Here is a 20,443-nt window from a genome sequence, read left to right as displayed (position 1 = left end):
CGTATAGGGCTCTTTTGAAAGTTCGAAACCGCTCATGATCGTGCCCGATCGGTCCAACGTGCAATAAGGTTGGAACACCCCGGCTTACATGTCTGCAGGAGACACCAAACTTAGAAGATCCGCAGTGACCTTTATCTCGCCGCGATACACGATTTGCTGGGGCGCATTGCCTGCTCCTCAATAAGCCAAAGAACGAGTAGGGGATATTCAACTAATGGAAGTACGAAATTGCTACGCAATTATCGGTTGCCTTCATATAATGCCGCCTTTGTAGGACTGTTGATACTGGATCGCAAATGGCGCTGTTCGATGACTGGTGCGAAAAGAATGAGGAAGAGGATGAGAAGAAGCGCCTCTGGAAGTTGACCGAGAAAGACGACGGTCGAGAGACGATCGCCGAAAATCTCGCCGAGACCGTACGTTCTCACTACGACACATTAGAGCGAATTGCGGAAGATGTTGAAGAGCTTGGCTATGAGGGTGCGTCTGCCATTCTTCGAGAAAGACTCCCGCGAGGAAAGAGAGCGCGCTCCGGGGATCTTGGAGAGATACTTGCCTCAGAACTAACGCAAGAGATGCTCGGGTTTGCCGTGCCTGTCCGTCGCATGCGATTCAAAGACGGGCGCGAAGTTGCATTGCGCGGAGACGACTTTATCGGAATTCGATATAGCGAGGCGAATGATCGCCTTCGTCTCTTGAAAGGCGAATCTAAAAGTAGAAGGACGCTCGGAAAGGCCGCGGTCGTGTCAGCCCGGGGTGCCTTGGATCGTGATGATGGGCGCTGCACTCCAGCGTCACTACTGTTCGTTGCTGACAGGATGATGGAGCGCGGTGGAGGCGATGAAGCACTCGGAAAAATAATTCGCCGCGAGGTCGCAAGGAGGGCCTTACCTCCTTCACGCGTCGACCACGTCATGTTCACCCTGTCTGGCAACGGGGCTCCGCAGGCTCTTATTGACGATTTCGAGGAGCTAGATCAAAAGCGACGGCAGCTGGTTGTTAACCTGCATATCGAAGATCACGAGGATTTTATAGCAGAAGTATACGAACAGGCGGGTGAAATTGGAAACGATTGACGAATTGCAAGCTCTGCTTGGCGAGATTGCCGCCGATGGAGCTAGGGGGCAGCTTCTCGATCGAGGAGCTGCATGGGCGCAGTTTCGTCAAGATGGCGTGTTGCCTGACGATGCACCTCCTTTAGGAGATGAGATTGAGACTGATCTTGCGGAGTATGGCTTTTCGCTTCTACGCGTCGCCATGTCTTTGCGTGAGAGGACCGGATCGACGAACGAAACCCGCCGCGCGTTTGATCGAGCCGCACGATCGTTCGAAGCGATAACGACAAACGGGATGCTCGACGCACCCGAGATTGGTTTTTACCGGGTTCTAGCAGCAGCCTCTTATCACCTGGCCAGCTATTCTGCGATCGCGTATTCGCTTTTGCGTTCCTTGGGTGATGCGAACCTTAATTCAGCAGAACAAGCGTTGGCGCTGCTTGTCCTCCGCGACTTGACGGCGCTCCGCGAGTTCACGCGTGAATACCTTCTTTCTGACGACCACGAAGACGATACGATCACTGAATTGCTAGAAGATGACGAAGAGGAGCCAGACGAAGCAATCTCAATCATCTTGAACGCTACAGTCTGCCGTGCGCTTGCCTATTTCGATTTCGCTTTGCAGACGGGCGATGAAGGTCTGGTTCAACGAGCTTCGTCATTGCTTGCTACAGGACAAAATCTTGCGGCGAACGCGGCGGCGGTTTCATTGTGGTGGATTATCCGTCTAACCAGAAGCTTTATTGACGATCTCTGGGAACATTCACTGCATCGTCGATTGCCGCTTATTCCTCCGGTCGGCGCCGAGGAGTCCTACGCTGCATTGCGCGAGCGTCTCATTTCATCGTTATATGCGCGAAAGATGTCTGAAGTAGAGCTTTGGCCTTCGCAGCTCGAAGCCGCACAACGTTCAACCAACGTTGATGATGACCTCGTAGTTGCCCTACCAACAAGCGCTGGGAAGACAAGGATCGCTGAAATTTGCGCCTTGATGACGCTGTCCCAGGGCAGACGCGTTTTGATTGTCACGCCGCTGCGGGCGTTGTCGGCTCAGACAGAACGTTCCTTTCGCAACACGTTCGGTCCACTCGGATTTTCTGTTTCTTCACTTTATGGCGCGAGTGGAGTTTCGGAATCTGATGAGGACGCGTTGCGATCGAAGAATATAGTTATCAGTACGCCGGAGAAGTTGGATTTTGCGTTGCGCAACGATGCTGACATTATCGACGATGTGGGCCTGATCGTCCTAGATGAAGGTCATATGATTGGACCGACCGAACGCGAAATTCGTTACGAGACGCTGGTCCAGCGTCTGCTGCGCCGAGCGGATGCTTCAACCCGGAGAATTATTTGTTTGTCAGCGATTCTACCAGAAGGAGATCAGTTGAATGATCTGACTGCCTGGATTCGCAATGACCAGCCCGGTGGACCGGTAGTGTTTCCATGGCGTCCAACAAGACAACGCTTTGGCCATCTGGTGTGGCGAGCTGCAACGCGGCTGAAGCCGGCCGGCGCTCAGTTATATTTCGACTCCCGGACTGAAGTGCCGTTCATTTCTCGCTTCGTAGAAGAGGTGCCTGCGCGCCGACCCGAACGTCGCTCAAGACCGCGAGAAGAGAAGGATTTGTCGGTGTTCGCGGCTTGGAGATTTGCCGAACAGGGAAAGAAAACCCTTATCTTCATTACGCAAGCAAATTGGGTAGAGGGCTACGGCAGGAGTGCCCTTGAGCTTGTCCAACGTGGATATCTTCCTTCGTTGCTCGACGATCCCGACGCCATTGGGCGTGCGGTCGAGGTCGGCAAGGAATGGTTGGGCGATGACCATTGTGCAGTTAAGTGCCTTGAAATCGGTGTAGCCATCCACCACGGCGGACTTCCAAATCCCTTTCTGCGGGAACTCGAATTGTTGCTGTCCCGCGGCACAATCAAAGTCACAGTGGCGTCTCCAACGTTGTCGCAGGGCCTTAATTTGAATGCCGCAGTCATGTTGGTGCCGATACTGCATCGATCTGGAAACATAATCACGGGGGAAGAGTTTGCAAACGTTGCGGGTCGTGCCGGACGAGCGTTCGTGGACGTGGAGGGGTTAGTCGTCCATGTCATGCACGTTGGTGGCGAATGGCGGCTTCAGGAATGGCGTAATTTGGTAGCATCGGCAAGAAGCCGAACGCTGGAGAGCGGACTAATCCAAATTGTAAACGCCATTCTGACAAAGTTTTCGGAACAGGGGATTCTTAATCGTGCTGATGCCTTTGAATTTCTCGCGAATTCTCGTGAACCGTGGAACGCTCAAAGCCCCCTTGTTGAAGGCGATGAAAGTGAGCCCCTTTCGGAACTTGTAGAAAAGCTCGACGCAACGGTGTTCGGCCTTATCGAAGCTCTCGATGCTAACAATGCGGACCTTCCTCGTTTGCTGGATGAAGCGTTGCAGGGCTCGCTTTGGGCGCGCCAGTTGTCGCGCCGCGAGAGAGGCGATCAAATCCGAGAGTGGCACAGATGGATTCTGCAAGCTCGGGCGCAGCTCATCTGGCGAGCGACCACTGCGCTAGCTCGTCGCGGCCATTTCGCGATGGGTGTGGGTTTGGAAGCCGGTATCGCCCTTGATGCCATGGCCGACCAACTTAACTTGCTGCTCGATCAGGCAGACGATGGATCTTTGACCGGTAATCAAGAGCAGCTAGTCGCGGCGCTAGTCAGTCTTGCGGAACATCTGCTTGTGCTCCGACCGTTTGTTCCGGATGCAAAGAACGCGCTGCCATCGAACTGGCGTGATTTGTTGCGGTGGTGGGTGACTGGCGTCGATGTGAATGCGATCGGCACCGACAACATGGGCGTGGTCGAAGACGCATTTACATACCGTCTCGTATGGGCAATGGAGGCTTTACGAACCAGAAGGTTGTCATTGGGTTGGGAGCCCGATGCTATAGCTGGCGGTGGCGCAGCATCACTCGAAACGGGCGTGCCGCAATACATGACGGCGATGCTGATTCGCGCCGGGTTACCCTCCCGACGTGCTGCCATTGCCGCCGTAAACACCGGGGAAGCGTTCTTCGTAGACCTTGGCGGCATGAAAGAGTGGCTTGAAAGCGATGAAGTCGCAGCATTGACGGAAAACGACAACTGGCCAACGCCCGGTACGGCCGCCATTTGGCAACGTTTCAGACGGGAAACGCTTCGTGCTGGCGCAAGTACGGCCGAGATATCGGAGGTCAGGCTTGAACTCGACGAATTCGAAGAGCGGCCGGCGAACGGCCTTTACAGGGTCGAACTGGAGGACACGGGCGATGCTTGGGTGTGTACGCCTGATTTTCAGAAGGTCGCCAAATTGCGGCTTCACGGAAGAGACCGTCTTCAGGGCTTGATGTCTGCGAGTTTCGTGTCCGGAAGCGACACAGCCATCGTTCGACGTTTCGGTCGAGGGCAAGCTAGGTGGTCCGAGTAACCGGATAGACGAGCTGCATTTGTGGGCTGGCAGCAGAGAGCAAGGTTGTCGACGGCTGCAGAAGGAGCCAAATCTCTATGCCCGAGTTCAGGTGCCAGGCACCTGACCACCCGGTCTCGAGCGAGCAATAGCTCGCGTCCGCATAGCCCGCTCCGACGCCGAGCGAAGGCTGGTGGGCCCGGCAGGACTCGAACCTGCAACCAGACCGTTATGAGCGGCCGGCTCTAACCATTGAGCTACAGGCCCCGCCGCAAGACGGCCGCAAAAGCGGCGGCCGGCAACGGTGCGCGGTTCGTTTACAGGGACGGAGGCGGGGGTGCAATGCTGGCGCTGGCGGTTGCAAACGTTGGCGCGGCAAGGCCTGGAATTTTTGAATAACCGAAATTTGCGACGATGCCCTTATAGTCCTGTTTTGCCCGACGGCGCAAGCCCACCTCGCCGAGCCTTTCGCCCGCCGCCCTCTGGCAATCGCGCCAGGGGGCTCGGTTTTTCGATTCCGTAACCCCTTGTGATCACTCGATCTTTCTACTGTGCATGGGGTTGTTTTCGCACTTTTTGTTGGGAGGGGGGTCTTCCGATCCCCTCCGATGTCGCGTTGGCGCGCTGCCGGCGCGCGGCAGTTCCACAGGCCTAGTCCACCGACACGCCGGCGAACTCCACCACCTTGCGCCACTTCTCGGTCTCATCGGTGACCAGCTTGCCGAACTCGGCCGGCGTCATCGGCTTGGGGATGCCGCCGGTCTCGGTGAGGCGCGCGACCAGCTTCGGGTCCTTCAGCGCCTCGTTGACGGCCTTGTTGAGGATCTCGATCACATCTTGCGGCGTGCCCTTCGGCGCGGAGATGCCGTAGAAGCCGACCGATTCGAAGCCGGGCAACGTCTCGGCGATCGCGGGCACGTCGGGCACGCTTGGCCAGCGCTGCGGCGAGGTGACGCCGAGCGCACGGACGTTGCCGCCCTTGGCCTGCTCCATCGCGGAGGGCAGGTTGTCGAAGATCAGCTGCACCTTGTTGGAGATGATGTCCGGGAACGCGATCGCAGATCCCCGATAGGGCACGTGCACCATGTCGCACTTGGTCATCACCTTGAACAGCTCCGCCGACATGTGCACCGAGGTGCCGTTGCCGGACGAGGCAAAGGAGATCTTGCCGGGATTGGCCTTGCAGTAGTCGATGAACTCCTGAACCGTCTTGGCCGGAAACGCGTTGGAGACGACCAGCATGTTGGTGAGCTGCATGATGCTGGCGACCGGCACGGTGTCGCGCAGGAAGTCGAACGGCAGCTTCTTGTAGAGCGAGGTCGAGATCGCATTGTTGGGCGCGACGAACAGCAGCGTGTAGCCGTCCGGCGGTGAGGTGATCGCGGCAGCGGCCGCGATGTTGCCGCCCGAGCCGGTGCGGTTCTCGACGATGAATTGCTGGCCGAAGCGGTCAGTCAGCCACTGCGCCATGATCCGCGCCACGATGTCGACCGGGCCGCCGGCGGAGAAGCCGATCAGCCAATGCACGGGACGGTCGGGATAAGCGGCGAAGGCGGGAGGTGCGGCGCCCAACAGCGTTGCAAGGAAAACCAGCCCGAAAACACTGTTACGCAATATTCGCAACATGACGCCTCCCATTGTTCTATTGTCGTTGGGCTGCATGCTTTCACAAAATCGGGGCGCTGCCTACATCGTCGCAAGTCGATGTTGACGCGCCCCCGTCGGGACCGACCATGAGATTCGCTTTTGTTTTCCTTCTCGGCGCGGTGCTGCTTGCAAGCCCCGCCGCTGCTCAAACCGGAGGCAACGCCATTCCGACCACGACACCCGGCCTGACGATCAGCTTGGGCACCGCGACGCCCGGCGGCGGCTTTCCGCTCTATGGCAACGCCTTCGCGCAAGCGATGAACGCGGCCGATCCGCAAGCCATCATCGCCCCGCGCAACACCAAGGGCAGCAACGAGAACATTCCGCTGCTGGAGAAGGGCGAACTCGATCTCGCTCTGGTCGCGGGCGAGCCGGCCTATGAAGCCTTCGCCGGCATCGGCCGCGCGCCGGTACGGTTGAAGATTCTCACCGCGATCTATTCCAACCCCGGCATGTTCGTGGTGCGCGCGGACAGTCCGTACAAGACCATCCGCGATCTGGTCGGTCAGCCCGTCGCGTTCGGCGCCAAGGGCTCGGGCCTGCCGATCCTGGCGCGCTACGTGCTCGATGGTCTCGGATTGAAGCAGGACGAGGACTTCAAGGCCGTCTATCTCGACCGCGCTGGCGACGGCCCCGCCATGGTCGAGGATGGCCGCGTCGCAGCACTCTGGGGCGCCGGCATCGGCTGGCCGGGCTTCGCGGCGGTAGCCTCGAGCGCGTCAGGCGCGCGCTTCATCGCGCCTGACAGCGAGGAGATCGCGCGCATCCGCGCCAAGCACGCGTTCCTCAAGCCGCTCACCGTGCCGGCCGGCAGCTACCCGAACCAGTCCGAGCCGATCGCCTCGCTGGGTTCCTGGAGCTTTGTGCTGACGCGCGAAGACTTGCCCGACGATGTCGCCTATCGCCTGGCGAAGACGCTTCACGGCGTCGAGCCGACATTCTGCAAGCAGCTCGCGCAAGCCTGCGAGACCACGGCCGCGAACACCGTCGCCGCCGCGCCGAAGCCCGAGCTGATCCATCCCGGCGTGATCAAGTATTTTCGCGAGATCGGGGTGGTGAAGTGATCGCGCAGCGGTCATTCCGGGGCGGTCCGCAGGACCGAACCCGGAATCTCGAGATTCCGGGCTCGGTGCTTTGCACCGCCCCGGAATGAGGATCGCTTTAAGCGATCCTCACTTCTTCACCATCGCACACGCTGGGTCCGGCGGACCGAACGCCTTGTCGCCCGAGATCGTCGTGAGGATCTTGTAATAGTCCCACGGATATTTGCTTTCCTCCGGCGTCTTCACCTGCACCAGCCAGAGGTCGTGCACCATCAGATTGTCATCGCGTAAGCGGCCGTTGCGGGCGAAGAAATCCTCGATCGGCTTTTCCCGCATCTTGGCTGCGACCTTGAGCGGATCGTCGGTGCCGGTGTCCTTGATGGCGTTGAGATAGTGCATCACGCTCGAATAGACGCCGGCCTGCCACATCGACGGCATCTTGTTCATCTTGGCGAAGTAGCGCTTCGACCATTCGCGGGTCTTGTCGTCCATGTCCCAATAGAACGAGGTCGTCAGCAACAGCCCTTGCGCCGCCTGCAGGCCGAGCCCGTGGATGTCGGTGATCAGCGCCAGCAGTGCCGCCATCTGCTGGCCGCCCTTGAACACGCCGAACTCCGAGCCGGTCTTGATCTCGTTCATGTTGTTGGGCGGACCCGCGGCGATGCCGATGATCTTGGCCTTGGAGGCCTGCGCCTGCAGCACGAACGAGGAGAGATCGGGCGTTGCCAGCGGCGGCTTCACCGAGCCCAGTACCTTGCCGCCATTGGCGGTCACGACCGCCGAGGCGTCGCGCTCCAGCGAATGGCCGAAGGCGTAGTCGTCGGTGATGAAGAACCAGCTGTCGCCGCCGCGCTTGACCACCGCGTCAGCGGTGCCGACCGCGAGCGCGCGGGTGTCGAACACCCACTGGATCGCGTAAGGCGAACAGAACTTGCCGTGGAAATCGGCGGTGCCGGTCGAGTGGGTGATGAACAGCCGCTTCTTTTCGTTGGCCATGTTCTGCACCGCGAGCCCGACCGCGGAGACCGGCACGTCGACGATCAGATCGACCTGGTCGACGTCGTACCAGCGCCGTGCAATCGCGCCGCCGATGTCGGCCTTGAGCTGGTGGTCGCCGACGACGATGCTGATCGGCTTGCCCAGCACGGTCCCGCCGAAATCGTCGATCGCCATCTGCGCTGCCGTCACCGAGCCCTGGCCGGTCGGCGCCGAGGCCGGACCGTTCATGTCGGTGAGCACGCCGATCTTGACGACGTCGTCGGACACCTGCGCCATTGCGGCGCCCGGCATCAGCGTCGCCAGGAATGTCGCTGCAAAGCCGGCAGCGACCGGCAGTCCAAATCTCGTTGGCTTCATGCTTGTCCTCCCCTGATCCGGCGCGTTGGCCGGTGTGTCCCCGGGTATGGCCCGGCTGAATTGGTTTCTTTTGCAACTATTTGGGGGCGGGCGTCAACGTCAGCCGGCGAAGCGGATTTGTCCGGCCGGGGAGGGATCGTAGCCGGTCAGCTCCGCGGCGCGCTGGAGCAACCGCTTTTCGCTGAGGAACCGGATCAGGCCCTGCATCGCGGGCCGGAAATAGCTGCGATGCCGCATCGCGAGGTCGAAGTTTTCCCAGACCAGCGGCACGAAATCGAGGCCGGCCGAGCGCGCGGACGCACGCGTCGCGATTCCGCAATCGGCTTGTCCCGCGCGGACGATCTCGGCGAGATCCGGCCCGGTCAGGGCCGGCGTCTCGATCCGGCGCAAATCGCGCGTCGACGCGGCGGCGCGCTTGAGCAGCACATCGAGCAGCATCTGCGCGCCCGTGCCCTGTTGCCGCATCGCCATCCTGGCCCCGAGCGCGAGCACGTCGGAAAGGCCGCGCAGCCGCTTGGGATTGCCCGGCGGCAACACGAGGCCTTGCTCGCGGCGCACGAACGCGACCAGCAATGCATCATGCAGGTCCGGAGCGTCTCGCAGCACCGTCGCATTGGCGTCGGCGGCAAGATTGCCGTCGGCATCGAGGCTGTGGAAGTGCATTGCCACGGCCATCACCTCGTCACGCTGCAACCGCTCGAGCCCGCGCGCGCTGCCCTCGCTCATCGAGCCCAGGCCCGAGCCGGATTCGCGCAGCCCCCAATCCAGAAGCTCGTCCTGGCTGCCGCCGACGACCGGCGGCGGCTCCGCGATCAGCATGCCGGCCGGGCGCGCCAGTCCGGACAGCACCCAGAGGTCGAGTTCGTGCCGCGGGAAGAGCCACTTTCCGGTCACCTTGGTGCAGGGGATCGCACCGGTGGTGACGAGTTCGTATAGCTTGCGTTCGCCGAGCCGAAGATAATCGGCGGCTTCGCTGGTCGTCAGGAATTCCATCCTGCATTCCTATGCAAATTCTTGCTTCTTTTTGACGGTCGACGCAGGTGGAATTCTGCATTTCAAGTTTTGTCCGCCACGACCATGCCTGATCATCTCGCTGCTTTGCAACACATCCTCACGCGCGATCTCTGCTTTGGTGAACGATCCTGAATCGCTCGCGTGGTGCCCATCTTGCGGGCTGTCGCGCGCGCAACTGCAATGGGCATATGCCGCTCCGCGTGTTGCCGAGATTTCCCGAGTCGTCGGCGCGCGGACGCGGAGGGTAAAGTCTGTGGCCGGTAGTGGCTTGACCTGCGCTCTATCTGTTGTTGTCTGCATCCGGCGCGGCAACGAGCAAACGCGTCACGAGTGCGGCGCAATCGATCATCATCATGATCGCGTCATAGCCAGTGGGAACCCGATCATGGCCGTCCGCCGCCTCTCCGTTGCACTCGTGCTTCTCTGCGGCCTTGCCGCAGGCGTTGCGGCGTCATCCGCGGAGGACCGCGCGATCGTGCTTGCCACGACCACAGCGACGCAGGAGTCCGGCCTGCTCGATTACCTGCTGCCGATCTTCCGTGAGAAGACCGGCATCGACGTGACCGTGATCGCGCGGCGCGCCGACGAGGTGCTCGAGGGGGCACGAAGGGGCGAAGTCGACGTCGTGCTGATGCATGCACGGCCGCAGGAGGAGAAATTCGTTGCCGACGGTTTTGCGGTGAAGCGCTTTGACGTGATGTACAACGACTATGTGCTGATCGGGCCGAAGAGCGATCCCGCCGGCGTGAAGGGCAAGGACATCGCGACCGCGCTGAAGGCGATCGAGGCCAAGGGCGCGCCGTTCGTGACGCGCGGCGACCGTTCGGGCACCCATGCCGCCGAGCTCGCGCTCTGGATCGTCGCCGGCATCGACATCGCGAGCACCAAAGGCGGCTGGTATCGCGAGGCCAAGCAGGGCATGGCCTCCGCCCTCGATGCAGCGCGCACAGCGAACGCCTATGTGCTGTCCGACCGCGGCAGCTGGATCGCTTTTCGGGAGCGCGGCGATCTCGACGTCGTCGTCGAAGGCGACAAGCGTCTGCTCAATCAGTACGGCGTGATGCTGGTGAACCCCGCGAAGTTTCCGAACGTGAAGAAGGAGCTGGGGCAAGACTTCGTCGACTGGCTGATCTCGCCTGACGGGCAGGCGGCGATCGCCGGATACAAGGTGGACGGACAACAACTGTTCTTCCCCAATGCGGACAAGTCGGGCGGCTGACGTTCGTATCGCCAGCGGTTGCCAAACCGGGCGATGCATGGTCCATCATGGCGCATGACCCAGCGCCTGCCGCCCTTGCTGACGCCGCTCGACGCCGCGCTCGCCGCGTTGCTGAAGGGGCTCGATCCGCTCGCGCCGGTGGAGTTGCAGCTGACTGAAGCGGCCGGCTGCATCGCGGCGGGCAATCCGCTGCTCGCGGCCCGACCGTCCCGTGACGTCGCTGCCGCCGACGGCTGGGCGTTTTGGGCCAACGATCTGGTCGGCGCGTCCTCCTATTCACCGCTGCCTCTCGCAACAGCGCCCGCCTGGGTCGATGCCGGCGACGCGATGCCGGCGGGATGCGACTGTGTGCTCGATGCCGACGCAGTCGAGATGTCTGGTCCGCTCGTCCAGGTGTTGGCGGAGAGCGCACCGGGGCAGGGCGTCAGGCGCGCCGGAAGTGACATCGACGGACGCACGCCTGCCGCGGCAGAGGGGTATCCGGTCGGTCCTGGCGCTCTGCTGCTTGCGCGCGCCGCCGGACTGGACCGACTGAGCGTGCGGCGTCCGCGACTGCGCATTGTCAATGTACCAGGTGCAACGCTGACCATGCATCTGATTGCGGACATCGCACGCACCGCAGGGCTGGATGTGCAAACGCACGAGGCCGGCGCGCGCGACGCGGGATCGATCGCGGAGGCGATCGGGGCGCCCACCTGCGATCTCCTGCTGACGATCGGCGGCAGCGGTGTCGGTCGCAACGATGCAGCGGTCACGGCGCTGGCCCAGCGTGGTGACGTGATCGCCCATGGTCTTGCGCTCCAGCCCGGACGCACCGCCGCGATCGGGCGGCTCGGAACCATTCCTGTCGTCGCCTTGCCCGGATCGCCGGAACATGCGCTTGCGGTCTGGCTTGCGCTCGTGCTGCCGCTCCTCGACCGTCTGTCAGCGCGGCTGCCGCGCCGACCGATAGCCTTGTCGCTCGCGCGAAAAATTGCATCCAGCGTCGGCATCGCCGAAATGGTCCTGCTGGCCGAGGAACATCATGCGTGGGTGCCACTTGCGGTAGGAGAATGGCCGCTCCAGGCAATTGCCCGCGCGGATGCATGGCTGCTTGTTCCCGCCAGTCACGAGGGATTTGCAGCGGGCGCGCCGGTCGATGCCTATCTGATGCGGGAATGATATGGGTTTAGCATGACCATGATCCCGCAATCGCAAGTCCGCAGCGCGCTCGAACAGGAACAGTTCCTCAAAATCCTTTCCCGCGAGGAGGCGCTGGCACGCTTCGAGGCCGCGCTGTTCCCGCGAGCTCTTTCGAGCGAAACGCGCAAGCTCGGTGCTGCGCTTGGCGCGTCGCTCGCTGAAGACATCACTGCGCCGATCGACGTGCCGCCGTTCGACCGTTCCAATGTCGATGGTTTTGCGGTGCGCTCTGCGGATCTTGCGACAGCCGGCGAAGGCGCGCCGGTTCGCCTCGGGCTGAATGGCGAGACCATTCACTGCGGCACCGTACCGGCGGTGCAAGTGGCGGCGGGAACGGCAACGCCGATTGCCACCGGCGGTCCGCTGCCGCGCGGTGCCGATGCCGTGATCATGGTCGAGCATACCCAGCCGGCGGGGTCCGGTGCGATCGACGTCCGTCGCGCGGCCTCGCCCGGGCAATTCATATCCTACGCAGGATCCGATATCGCGCGTGGCGAGGCGCTGCTGCGCGCCGGCACCATCATCGGCTCACGCGAGGTCGGCATGCTGGCGGCTTGTGGTATTGCCGAGGTGAGCGTCGTGCGCAAACCTCGTGTTGCCGTGATCTCCACCGGTGACGAATTGGTTCAGCCGGGCGAGGTGCTCGCGCCCGCTGCGATCTACGATACCAACGGCGCGATCGTCACTGCTGCGATCGACGAGAACGGCGGAGAGGCGGTTTTCCTCGGCGCCATTCCGGACGACGAAGCTCAGCTCGAAGCCGCCATGAGGGGTGCGCTGGCGGACGCCGACATGCTGGTGCTCTCCGGCGGCACGTCGAAAGGCGCGGGCGACCTGTCCCATCGCATCATCGGCCGGCTCGGCCAGCCCGGCATCATCGCGCATGGCATTGCGCTCAAGCCCGGCAAGCCGCTGTGCCTTGCGGTGTGTGACGGCAAGCCGGTGGTGATCCTGCCGGGTTTTCCGACTTCGGCGATGTTCACCTTTCACGACATGATCGTACCGGTGCTGCGCAAAATGGCCGGACTGCCGCCGCGTTCCGATGCCAAGGTGAACGCGACCGTGCCGGTGCGCATTGCTTCCGAGCTCGGCCGCACCGAATTCGTCATGGTCTCGCTGGTCGAAGGCAAGGACGGCTTGATCGCCTATCCCTCCGGCAAGGGGTCCGGTGCGATCACGTCGTTCGCGCAGGCCGACGGCTTTCTGCGCATCGACGCACTCGCCGACAAGATGCCGGCCGGGACCGAGGCCGAGGTGACGCTGTTTACGCCGCATGTGCGGGTGCCCGATCTCGTTATCGTCGGCAGCCATTGCACCGGCCTCGATCTCGTCACGGCGCAACTCGCGCATGCCGGCCTGACCGTGCGCTCGATCGCCGTCGGCAGCCTCGGCGGACTTGCGGCGGCGCGGCGCGGTGAATGCGATCTGGCGCCGATCCATCTGCTCGACGAAAAGAGCGAGACTTACAATACGCCTTACCTCGCCGAAGGACTCGAGCTCGTGCCGGGCTGGCGGCGGATGCAGGGCATCGTGTTCCGCAAGGGCGACAAGCGTTTTGAAGGCCACAGCGCGAAGGATGCCGTGGCCGCGGCGCTCGCTGATCCCTCCTGCATCATGGTCAACCGCAACCAAGGCGCCGGCACGCGCATCCTGATCGACCGGTTGCTCGGTGGTGCGCGCCCGGAGGGCTATTGGAACCAGCCACGCTCGCACAATGCGGTGGCCGCGGCGGTCGCACAGCACCGCGCCGATTGGGGCATGACCATTGCGCCGGTCGCCAACGCGGTTGGCCTCGGTTTCATTCCGCTCGCGGAGGAACATTATGACTTCGCGCTGGTGACGGCGCGCAAGCAGCGTCCGGCAGTGCGGGCCTTTCTCGATGCGCTCGGCTCGGACGAAGCGCGCGCCGCGCTGGAGCGCGCCGGCTTCCGACCGGCGTAGTCTGGCGTCGTTCGGTCAGCGCTCCGCTACGAGGTTTGGATTGTCTCCCCGCCGGTCTGTTCGCGCACGCGCTGCCGCTCCTCGGCTTCGGCAAGTGCGCGCTGCGCGGCGGGTGGCAGCGGGCCCTCAACGATTTCAGGCTTGCTCCGCCACTTCGTGTCGTCGACTGCGACCGAGCAATCGAGTGCGAAATCGATCACTTCGAAGATAACGTTCAAGAGGGGGTCCGTCATGGCTGATCCGGGCAATGTCCCGATCATTGGTCGCTCGCGTTCTCGTCTCGGTTCACGGCCCGCGAACCCAAGCTCACGCGGCCTTAAGCGGCGTCATCCAGTGCGGTCAGCCGTTCCGCTTCCGCGATATCTTCAACGGTGTTGGCATTGAAGAACGGATCGAGCGGCTCCGTCGGCCACGTCACGGTCGCGAGCGGGTAGCGCGCGGTCCAGCGGTCGATCTTGCGGAGGTCTTCGACCACCAGCGCATGACGCAGTTCGTCGCGCAAGCCAACGCGCCACAGGCCGATCACCGGATGCGATTGATCGCCTGATGCCGCAACGGCGAGCTCGGCATTCGCCGCGATGCGTTTTTCATGCAAGCGCGCGACCAGATCGCGCGGCAGGAACGGGCAATCGCAGGCGGCACTGAGCACCCACTTCACCTCGGGCCGGTTCGCCGCGGTCCAGTCGAGCGCGGCAAGGATGCCGGCGAGCGGGCCGGGAAAGCCGGGCACGTCGTCGGCGATGACCTGCAAACCGAACGCGGCGAAGCGGACGGGATCGCCGTTGGCATTGAGGATCAGCCCGCTGCATTGGGGCGATAGGCGCGCGATCACGCGTTCCAGAATGGTGCGGCCGCCAATGGTACGCATCGGCTTGTCGCCGCCGCCCATACGCCGCGCGAGGCCGCCGGCGAGCAGCACGCCTTGCGTGGTCGGAAAGCTAGTCGTCACCACCTTCACCCTTGCGCTTGTGCTTGGCCGATTCTTCCTCGACGTAAGCGAGGTTCTGGTCGTAGACGATGCGCTCTGCCCCCGACAACGCGATGAACCGTTTGCCGCGGGCGCGGCCGACCAGCGTCAAGCCCACCTGCCGGGCGAGATCGACACCCCAGGCGGTGAAGCCGGAGCGCGACACCAGGATCGGAATGCCCATGCGGACCGTCTTGATCACCATCTCCGAGGTGAGCCGTCCCGTGGTGTAGAGGATCTTGTCGGATGCATCGACGCCGTGGCGGTACATCCAGCCCGCGATCTTGTCGACGGCGTTGTGACGGCCGACATCCTCGGTGTAGCAGAGCGGCTCGCCCTCCCTGCACAGCACGCAGCCGTGGATCGCACCAGCCTCCAGATAGAGCGAGGGCATGGTGTTGATGGTCTGAGTCATCTGGTAGAGCCAGGAGGTGCGCAGCTCGGCCTTCGGCAGCGCCACGCTCTCGACCGCCTCCAGCAGATCGCCGAAGGCGGTGCCCTGCGCGCAGCCCGAGGTCTGTGTGCGCTTCTTCAACTTGGCTTCGAAATTGGTGTGGTGCTCGGTGCGCACCACCACCACTTGGAGGTCGTCGTCGTATTCGACCTCGGTGACCGCGTCATTATACTTCAGCATATTCTGGTTGAGCAAATAGCCCAGCGCCAGATATTCCGGATAGTCGCCGATCGTCATCATGGTGACGATCTCCTGCGAATTCAGGTAGAGCGTCAGCGGGCGCTCCACCGGCACCTTGATTTCGATCCTGGCGCCGGACTGGTCGGTCCCGGTCACGCTCTCGGTGAGGCGCGGGTCCTCGGTGTCAGGGACGATCAGGGGCACGGGGGCTTTGTCGATCTTCATCATGGCCGCGACGTTAGCATGACATTCGGGTCAAGCCGATATAAGCATGCTAGCGAGAGAACGAAATGCCGCCTATTCGTCATTGCGAGCGAAGCGAAGCAATCCAGGCTGCCGCCGTGGATGCATTCCTGGATTGATTCGCTGCGCTCGCAATGACGGAGAAGAGAGTGGTTCCATCAAGGACCGGGTCGCTCGCGGAGACGGAGCTGGAATGAAAGTCATCGGCCTTGCAGGCTGGAGCGGTGCGGGCAAGACCACGCTGTTGACGCGGCTGATCCCGCATTTCAATGCGCTTGGCTTGCGCGTCTCGGTCATCAAGCATGCGCATCACCAGTTCGACGTCGACGTGCCCGGCAAGGATTCCTGGCGCCATCGCGAGGCCGGCGCGGCCGAGGTGCTGGTTGCTTCGTCAAATCGCTGGGCGCTGATGCACGAATTGCGCGGGGCGGCGGAGCCGCGTCTGCCGGAACTGTTGAGCAAATTGTCGGCCGTCGATCTCGTCGTGGTCGAGGGTTTCAAGCGCGAGCCGCATCGCAAGATCGAGGTGCATCGCGCCGCCAACGACAAGCCGCTGCTGTTTCCCGATGATCCCGGAATTTTCGGGATCGCGGCCGACGTTGCCATTGAAACCCGACTGCCGACCGTCCATCTCGACGATATCGCCGCCGCCGCGGAATTGCTGCTGCGCGCCGCGATGCCAGTCGAGGAAGCGGTCGCGAAAAGCGCTGCGATGCGCTGACGAGGCACCATGGCGCAATTGTCGGACGATTGTTTTGCCTTCGGCGGACCGATGATGTCGGTCGACGAGGCCGTTGGCCTGATCACGACGCGCGTCAACGCGATTGTCGATCTCGAAACCGTGGCGCTCATCGATGCAGATGGGCGCGTGCTGGCCCGCGATATCGCGGCGCCGCTGCCGTTGCCGCCCTTCACCAATTCCGCTGTTGACGGCTACGCCGTGCGCAACGCAGATCTTCCTGATAGCGTTGAGCGGGCATTCCCGCTCGACGGCCGCATCCAGGCCGGCGGTCTGGCACTGGCGCTGATCAAGGCCGGCCACACCGCGCGCATCTTCACCGGCGCGCCGATGCCGCCGGATGCCGAAACCGTCTTCATGCAGGAAGATGTCCGCATCGACGAGGCCGGTCGAATTGTGCTGCCGCCGGGGCTGAAGCCGGGCGCGAATGTCCGCCCTGCGGGAGAGGACATTCCCCAGGGCCACATCGCGCTGCGCGCAGGCCAGCGCTTGCTGCCGCAACATGTCGCGCTCGCGGCGGCGTTCGGCCTGGTCCGGCTCGACGTCGTCAGGCGCATCCGCGTCGCAGTGTTCTCGACTGGTGATGAACTGGCCTCGCCCGGCGAGCCGCGCGCGGCCTCGCAGCTGTTCGACTCCAATCGCTTCATGCTGATGGCGATGCTGCGCCGGCTCGGCTGCGAAGTCAGCGATCTCGGCATCTTGCGCGACGAGCGGACGTTGCTCGCGAATGGCTTGAAGCAAGTCGCAGGCAGTCACGATCTGATCCTCACCACCGGCGGCGTCTCGACCGGAGAGGAGGATCACGTCAAGGCGGCGGTCGAGAGCATCGGCTCGCTGGTGTTGTGGCGGATGGCGATCAAGCCGGGACGGCCCGTGGCGATGGGCATCATCGAGGGCACACCGCTGATCGGATTGCCGGGCAATCCCGTCGCGAGTTTCGTCACCTTCGTGCATGTGGTGCGGCCGACGGTGCTCGCGCTTGCGGGCAGCCTGCCGGAGCCGCCGTTGCCGATCCCGGTGCGCGCGGCATTCACCTACAAGAAGAAGGCGGGGCGTCGCGAATATGTTCGCGCTTCCTTGCGGCGCACGCCGGACGGTGCACTCGAGGCCATCAAGTTTCCACGCGAGGGCGCTGGGCTGTTGTCCTCACTGGTCGACACCGACGGCCTCATCGAGCTCGATGAGGAGGTCACGCGTGTCGAGCCGGGGCAGAGCGTGGGTTTCTTGTCCTATGCCGATCTGCTCTGAGTCTTGGCGTTGCGTTGGCGCTGTCCTGGCGTTGACGCCATCGGCCCCTCCCGCCATGTTGCGCCGATGACCAGAACGACGCTCGATCTCACCGGACTGAAATGCCCGCTGCCCGCCCTGAAGACGCGCAAAGCGCTGAAGCCCTTGCAGCCGGGCGATCAGCTCGAAGTGCACTGCACGGATCCCCTGTCGGTGATTGACATTCCAAACCTGATCCGGGAGACCGGCGACACGGTGGAGATCACCGAGCGCAACGACGCGCGCATCGTGTTCTTGATTGAGAAGGCCGATCGGTCGATAGAAAACATCAATGGTGCGCCGCCCACTTAGCCGGCGGTCACTCGGTTGATACCTACCTTTTGTCTATCGACATCGATCATCACTTCTGCCCCAATTGACTTCCTCCGCCGAGACGCGGAGGTCGAGTCTTGCCTGCGATATGCGGAGCAAGTGGGCCATCGAAAGAAGCCCGACCGTGGCGTCGGGCATAGCCCCCAAGGTTAGGGGTTTAACGTCTCGGATGCGCGTGACGATCCTGGCGCGCGTCGATCATTGTGCGGAGCAGCAGGGACAAAGGCTGCGCTGCAGGCTGAGGAACAGGACCGTCGTGGCAGGCCGTTCAGAAGCGCGGCTTTAGGGGAGGAATGCATGTCTACCATCGAGAGCGCGGGAACACTTTCGGGTGCCGGCGCAGGTTTTCTGGATCGCGAGCGGACCATCGCGACCGCCGGGTTCAATCGCTGGCTGGTGCCGCCGGCTGCGCTGTGCATCCATCTCTGCATCGGCATGGCCTACGGCTTCTCGGTGTTCTGGCTGCCGCTGTCGCGCGCGATCGGCGTGACCGCGCCGAAGGCGTGCGCAGACATGTCGCTGTTTCAGGAGCTGTTCACGACCAGCTGCGACTGGAAGGTCGCCAGCATGGGATGGATGTACACGCTCTTTTTCGTGCTGCTCGGTATCGCGGCTGCGGTCTGGGGCGGCTGGCTGGAGCGCGTAGGCCCGCGCAAGGCCGGCTTCGTCTCGGCGCTGTGCTGGTGCGGCGGCCTCTTCCTCGGTGCGATCGGGGTTTACACCCATCAGCTCTGGCTGTTGTGGCTGGGTTCGGGCGTGATCGGCGGCATCGGTCTCGGCCTTGGCTATATCTCGCCGGTGTCCACGCTGGTGAAATGGTTTCCGGACCGCCGCGGCATGGCGACCGGCATGGCCATCATGGGCTTCGGCGGCGGCGCCATGATCGGCGCGCCGCTGGCGAACCTCTTGATGAACTACTTCAAGACCCCGACCTCGGTCGGCGTCTGGGAGACCTTCGTCACGATGGGCGTCATCTACTTCGTGTTCATGATGATCGGCGCGTTCCGCTATCGCTTGCCGCCGCCCGGCTGGCAGCCCGAGGGCTGGACCGCGCCGTCGAAGGCCAACGCGATGATCTCAAAGGCCAACGTCCATCTCAACGACGCGCACAAGACGCCGCAGTTCTGGCTGATCTGGTGGGTGCTGTGCCTGAACGTGTCGGCCGGCATCGGCGTGATCGGCATGGCCTCGCCGATGCTCCAGGAGATCTTCGCCGGCAAGCTGATCGGCCTGCCTAACGTCGGCTTCAACGCGCTTGATGCGGGACAGAAGGCGCAGATCGCCGCGATCGCCGCGGGCTTCGCCGGATTGCTGTCGCTGTTCAACATCGGCGGCCGCTTCTTCTGGGCATCGCTGTCGGACAAGATCGGGCGCAAGAACACCTACTATACGTTCTTCATCCTCGGCATCGCGCTTTACGCGCTGGCGCCGACTTTTGCGGCGATGGGTTCGAAGCTCCTGTTCGTGCTTGGCTTCGGCATCATCCTGTCGATGTATGGCGGCGGCTTCGCCACCGTGCCGGCCTATCTCGCCGACATGTTCGGAACCCAGTTCGTCGGCGCCATCCATGGCCGGCTGCTGACGGCGTGGTCCACCGCGGGCATCATCGGCCCCGTCGTGGTGAACTACATCCGCGAGTTCCAGCTCGCGGCGGGCGTGCCGCGCGACCAGCTCTACAACACGACCATGTACATTCTCTGCGCGATGCTGATCGCCGGTCTGATCTGCAACTACCTGATCAAGCCGGTCGATTCGAAATGGCACATGAAGGAGGCCGATGTCGCCAAGTTGCAGGCGGCAAGCGCCAGCGCCGCAGCCGCGGGGCCGCACGGCTCCTACGGCATCGGTTTTGGCGGGCTTGACGCCAAGGCGGCGCTGTTCTGGGCCTTCGTCGGCGTTCCCCTGCTTTGGGGTGTCTGGAAGACATTGGAGAGCGCGGTCAAGATCTTCTGACCGCCGTCGAGACAGAAGCGGGATGCTCATCAGGCGTCCCGCTTCGTTGGCCTTTCAGACATCATCAGGAATGGGACTTAGGGGGATTGAAATGATTCGCACCCGAATTTGTATTCGAATTGGCCTTGCGGCCGTATTGCTCGTCGCTGGACTTCATACCGCATCCGCGCAGACGACAACGACACCTGCGGCGCCCACTGCAACGACGGAAGCAAAGCCTGGCAAGATGAAGCTCACCATGCAGAAGCTGAAAGACATGAAGGCGAAATGGGCGGCCAACAAACCGAAGCTCAAGGCCTGTCGCGCCGACGTGAAAGCCAAAGGCCTCGCCGGCGATGACCGCTGGTTCTACATCGAAGAGTGCATGAGCAAGACCTGAGATCGGGTTCCGTCCGACGCTTGCGTAAAGGGGCATGGCGGGCGACCGCCT

General features: G+C 62.6%; 17 protein-coding genes and 1 tRNA gene. 11 read left to right on the top strand and 7 right to left on the bottom strand.

Features of this window, described 5'->3' with window-relative positions; translation table 11 throughout:
• The first annotated feature begins 296 nt into the window (after positions 1-296).
• Both FXB41_RS37170 and FXB41_RS37165 read left to right on the top strand, forming a co-directional pair.
• Complete coding sequence (locus FXB41_RS37170; RefSeq protein ID WP_219685307.1) at positions 297-1,076, top strand: Hachiman antiphage defense system protein HamA; 780 nt, start codon at positions 297-299, stop codon at positions 1,074-1,076.
• Positions 1,063-4,497 (top strand): DEAD/DEAH box helicase, encoded by a 3,435-nt coding sequence (locus FXB41_RS37165; protein WP_219685306.1) that lies wholly within the window; start codon positions 1,063-1,065, stop codon positions 4,495-4,497. The genes FXB41_RS37170 and FXB41_RS37165 overlap by 14 nt, the downstream gene beginning before the upstream one ends.
• Positions 4,498-4,667: 170 nt before the next feature.
• Here FXB41_RS37165 and FXB41_RS37160 read toward each other — a convergent pair.
• Both FXB41_RS37160 and FXB41_RS37155 read right to left on the bottom strand, forming a co-directional pair.
• Positions 4,668-4,743: transfer RNA gene (locus tag FXB41_RS37160), tRNA-Ile, on the bottom strand.
• 384 nt (positions 4,744-5,127) lie between these two features.
• Complete coding sequence (locus FXB41_RS37155) at positions 5,128-6,102, bottom strand: Bug family tripartite tricarboxylate transporter substrate binding protein (RefSeq protein WP_219685305.1); 975 nt, start codon at positions 6,100-6,102, stop codon at positions 5,128-5,130.
• 107 nt (positions 6,103-6,209) lie between these two features.
• Between FXB41_RS37155 and FXB41_RS37150 the strand changes: the two genes are divergently transcribed.
• Positions 6,210-7,187: a TAXI family TRAP transporter solute-binding subunit gene (locus FXB41_RS37150; protein ID WP_219685304.1), complete on the top strand. Its 978-nt coding sequence runs from the start codon at positions 6,210-6,212 to the stop codon at positions 7,185-7,187.
• 108 nt (positions 7,188-7,295) lie between these two features.
• On the opposite strand, the gene FXB41_RS37145 is transcribed toward FXB41_RS37150, so the two are convergent.
• Both FXB41_RS37145 and FXB41_RS37140 read right to left on the bottom strand, forming a co-directional pair.
• Complete coding sequence (locus tag FXB41_RS37145) at positions 7,296-8,522, bottom strand: ABC transporter substrate-binding protein (RefSeq protein ID WP_219685303.1); 1,227 nt, start codon at positions 8,520-8,522, stop codon at positions 7,296-7,298.
• A gap of 99 nt (positions 8,523-8,621) precedes the next feature.
• Positions 8,622-9,515 carry a substrate-binding domain-containing protein gene (locus FXB41_RS37140; protein WP_219685302.1) on the bottom strand — a complete coding sequence of 298 codons (894 nt, stop codon included), beginning with the start codon at positions 9,513-9,515 and terminating at the stop codon, positions 8,622-8,624.
• A gap of 406 nt (positions 9,516-9,921) precedes the next feature.
• On the opposite strand from FXB41_RS37140, the gene FXB41_RS37135 reads away from it, so the two are divergent.
• From FXB41_RS37135 to FXB41_RS37125, 3 genes are read left to right on the top strand one after another with little or no spacing between them, the layout of a single operon-like run.
• Positions 9,922-10,755, top strand: coding sequence for an ABC transporter substrate-binding protein (locus FXB41_RS37135; RefSeq protein ID WP_007600660.1), 834 nt, complete (start codon positions 9,922-9,924; stop codon positions 10,753-10,755).
• Positions 10,756-10,809: 54 nt separating this feature from the next.
• The gene (locus tag FXB41_RS37130; RefSeq protein WP_007600661.1) at positions 10,810-11,916 is read left to right on the top strand and encodes a molybdopterin-binding protein; all 1,107 of its coding nucleotides are present in this window, start codon (positions 10,810-10,812) and stop codon (positions 11,914-11,916) included.
• Between the two features lie 12 nt (positions 11,917-11,928).
• Positions 11,929-13,878 carry a molybdopterin biosynthesis protein gene (locus tag FXB41_RS37125; RefSeq protein ID WP_007600662.1) on the top strand — a complete coding sequence of 650 codons (1,950 nt, stop codon included), beginning with the start codon at positions 11,929-11,931 and terminating at the stop codon, positions 13,876-13,878.
• Between the two features lie 26 nt (positions 13,879-13,904).
• Here the strand turns inward: FXB41_RS37125 and FXB41_RS37120 are convergent, their stop codons facing one another.
• From FXB41_RS37120 to fdhD, 3 genes are read right to left on the bottom strand one after another with little or no spacing between them, the layout of a single operon-like run.
• A complete protein-coding gene (locus FXB41_RS37120; RefSeq protein WP_245285994.1) occupies positions 13,905-14,138 on the bottom strand; it encodes a hypothetical protein in 234 nt (77 codons plus the stop codon).
• 56 nt (positions 14,139-14,194) lie between these two features.
• A complete protein-coding gene (gene mobA / locus FXB41_RS37115; RefSeq protein ID WP_088941160.1) occupies positions 14,195-14,836 on the bottom strand; it encodes a molybdenum cofactor guanylyltransferase MobA in 642 nt (213 codons plus the stop codon).
• Positions 14,817-15,707, bottom strand: coding sequence for a formate dehydrogenase accessory sulfurtransferase FdhD (gene fdhD, locus FXB41_RS37110; protein ID WP_007600665.1), 891 nt, complete (start codon positions 15,705-15,707; stop codon positions 14,817-14,819). The genes mobA and fdhD overlap by 20 nt, the downstream gene beginning before the upstream one ends.
• Positions 15,708-15,915: 208 nt before the next feature.
• On the opposite strand from fdhD, the gene mobB reads away from it, so the two are divergent.
• The 5 genes from mobB (at position 15,916) to FXB41_RS37085 (ending at position 20,392) form a co-directional block, all read left to right on the top strand.
• Positions 15,916-16,443 (top strand): molybdopterin-guanine dinucleotide biosynthesis protein B, encoded by a 528-nt coding sequence (gene mobB / locus FXB41_RS37105; RefSeq protein ID WP_007600666.1) that lies wholly within the window; start codon positions 15,916-15,918, stop codon positions 16,441-16,443.
• 9 nt (positions 16,444-16,452) lie between these two features.
• Complete coding sequence (locus FXB41_RS37100; protein ID WP_007600668.1) at positions 16,453-17,709, top strand: molybdopterin molybdotransferase MoeA; 1,257 nt, start codon at positions 16,453-16,455, stop codon at positions 17,707-17,709.
• Between the two features lie 66 nt (positions 17,710-17,775).
• Positions 17,776-18,039, top strand: a complete 264-nt coding sequence (locus tag FXB41_RS37095; RefSeq protein ID WP_007600670.1) for a sulfurtransferase TusA family protein — start codon at positions 17,776-17,778, stop codon at positions 18,037-18,039.
• Between the two features lie 318 nt (positions 18,040-18,357).
• Positions 18,358-20,013, top strand: coding sequence for an OFA family MFS transporter (locus tag FXB41_RS37090; protein WP_219685301.1), 1,656 nt, complete (start codon positions 18,358-18,360; stop codon positions 20,011-20,013).
• Positions 20,014-20,104: 91 nt separating this feature from the next.
• Entirely contained in the window at positions 20,105-20,392 is a 288-nt protein-coding gene (locus FXB41_RS37085; RefSeq protein WP_007600673.1) for a hypothetical protein, read from the top strand.
• Positions 20,393-20,443 lie beyond the last annotated feature (51 nt).

The sequence above is a fragment of the Bradyrhizobium canariense genome (assembly GCF_019402665.1).
Taxonomy (GTDB): domain Bacteria; phylum Pseudomonadota; class Alphaproteobacteria; order Rhizobiales; family Xanthobacteraceae; genus Bradyrhizobium; species Bradyrhizobium canariense.
Note: the sequence above shows the minus strand (reverse complement) of the source record. Positions and strands in the feature narration are given on the sequence as shown.

Bases quoted from the DNA above. Each gene is read 5' to 3' on its own strand.
- FXB41_RS37170 (WP_219685307.1), top strand. From the start codon at position 297: ATGGCGCTGTTCGATGACTGGTGCGAAAAGAATGAGGAAGAGGATGAG.
- FXB41_RS37155 (WP_219685305.1), bottom strand. From the start codon at position 6,102: ATGTTGCGAATATTGCGTAACAGTGTTTTCGGGCTGGTTTTCCTTGCA.
- FXB41_RS37150 (WP_219685304.1), top strand. From the start codon at position 6,210: ATGAGATTCGCTTTTGTTTTCCTTCTCGGCGCGGTGCTGCTTGCAAGC.
- FXB41_RS37145 (WP_219685303.1), bottom strand. From the start codon at position 8,522: ATGAAGCCAACGAGATTTGGACTGCCGGTCGCTGCCGGCTTTGCAGCG.
- FXB41_RS37140 (WP_219685302.1), bottom strand. From the start codon at position 9,515: ATGGAATTCCTGACGACCAGCGAAGCCGCCGATTATCTTCGGCTCGGC.
- FXB41_RS37135 (WP_007600660.1), top strand. From the start codon at position 9,922: ATGGCCGTCCGCCGCCTCTCCGTTGCACTCGTGCTTCTCTGCGGCCTT.
- FXB41_RS37130 (WP_007600661.1), top strand. From the start codon at position 10,810: ATGACCCAGCGCCTGCCGCCCTTGCTGACGCCGCTCGACGCCGCGCTC.
- FXB41_RS37125 (WP_007600662.1), top strand. From the start codon at position 11,929: ATGACCATGATCCCGCAATCGCAAGTCCGCAGCGCGCTCGAACAGGAA.
- FXB41_RS37120 (WP_245285994.1), bottom strand. From the start codon at position 14,138: ATGATCGGGACATTGCCCGGATCAGCCATGACGGACCCCCTCTTGAAC.
- fdhD (WP_007600665.1), bottom strand. From the start codon at position 15,707: ATGATGAAGATCGACAAAGCCCCCGTGCCCCTGATCGTCCCTGACACC.
- mobB (WP_007600666.1), top strand. From the start codon at position 15,916: ATGAAAGTCATCGGCCTTGCAGGCTGGAGCGGTGCGGGCAAGACCACG.
- FXB41_RS37100 (WP_007600668.1), top strand. From the start codon at position 16,453: ATGGCGCAATTGTCGGACGATTGTTTTGCCTTCGGCGGACCGATGATG.
- FXB41_RS37095 (WP_007600670.1), top strand. From the start codon at position 17,776: ATGACCAGAACGACGCTCGATCTCACCGGACTGAAATGCCCGCTGCCC.
- FXB41_RS37090 (WP_219685301.1), top strand. From the start codon at position 18,358: ATGTCTACCATCGAGAGCGCGGGAACACTTTCGGGTGCCGGCGCAGGT.
- FXB41_RS37085 (WP_007600673.1), top strand. From the start codon at position 20,105: ATGATTCGCACCCGAATTTGTATTCGAATTGGCCTTGCGGCCGTATTG.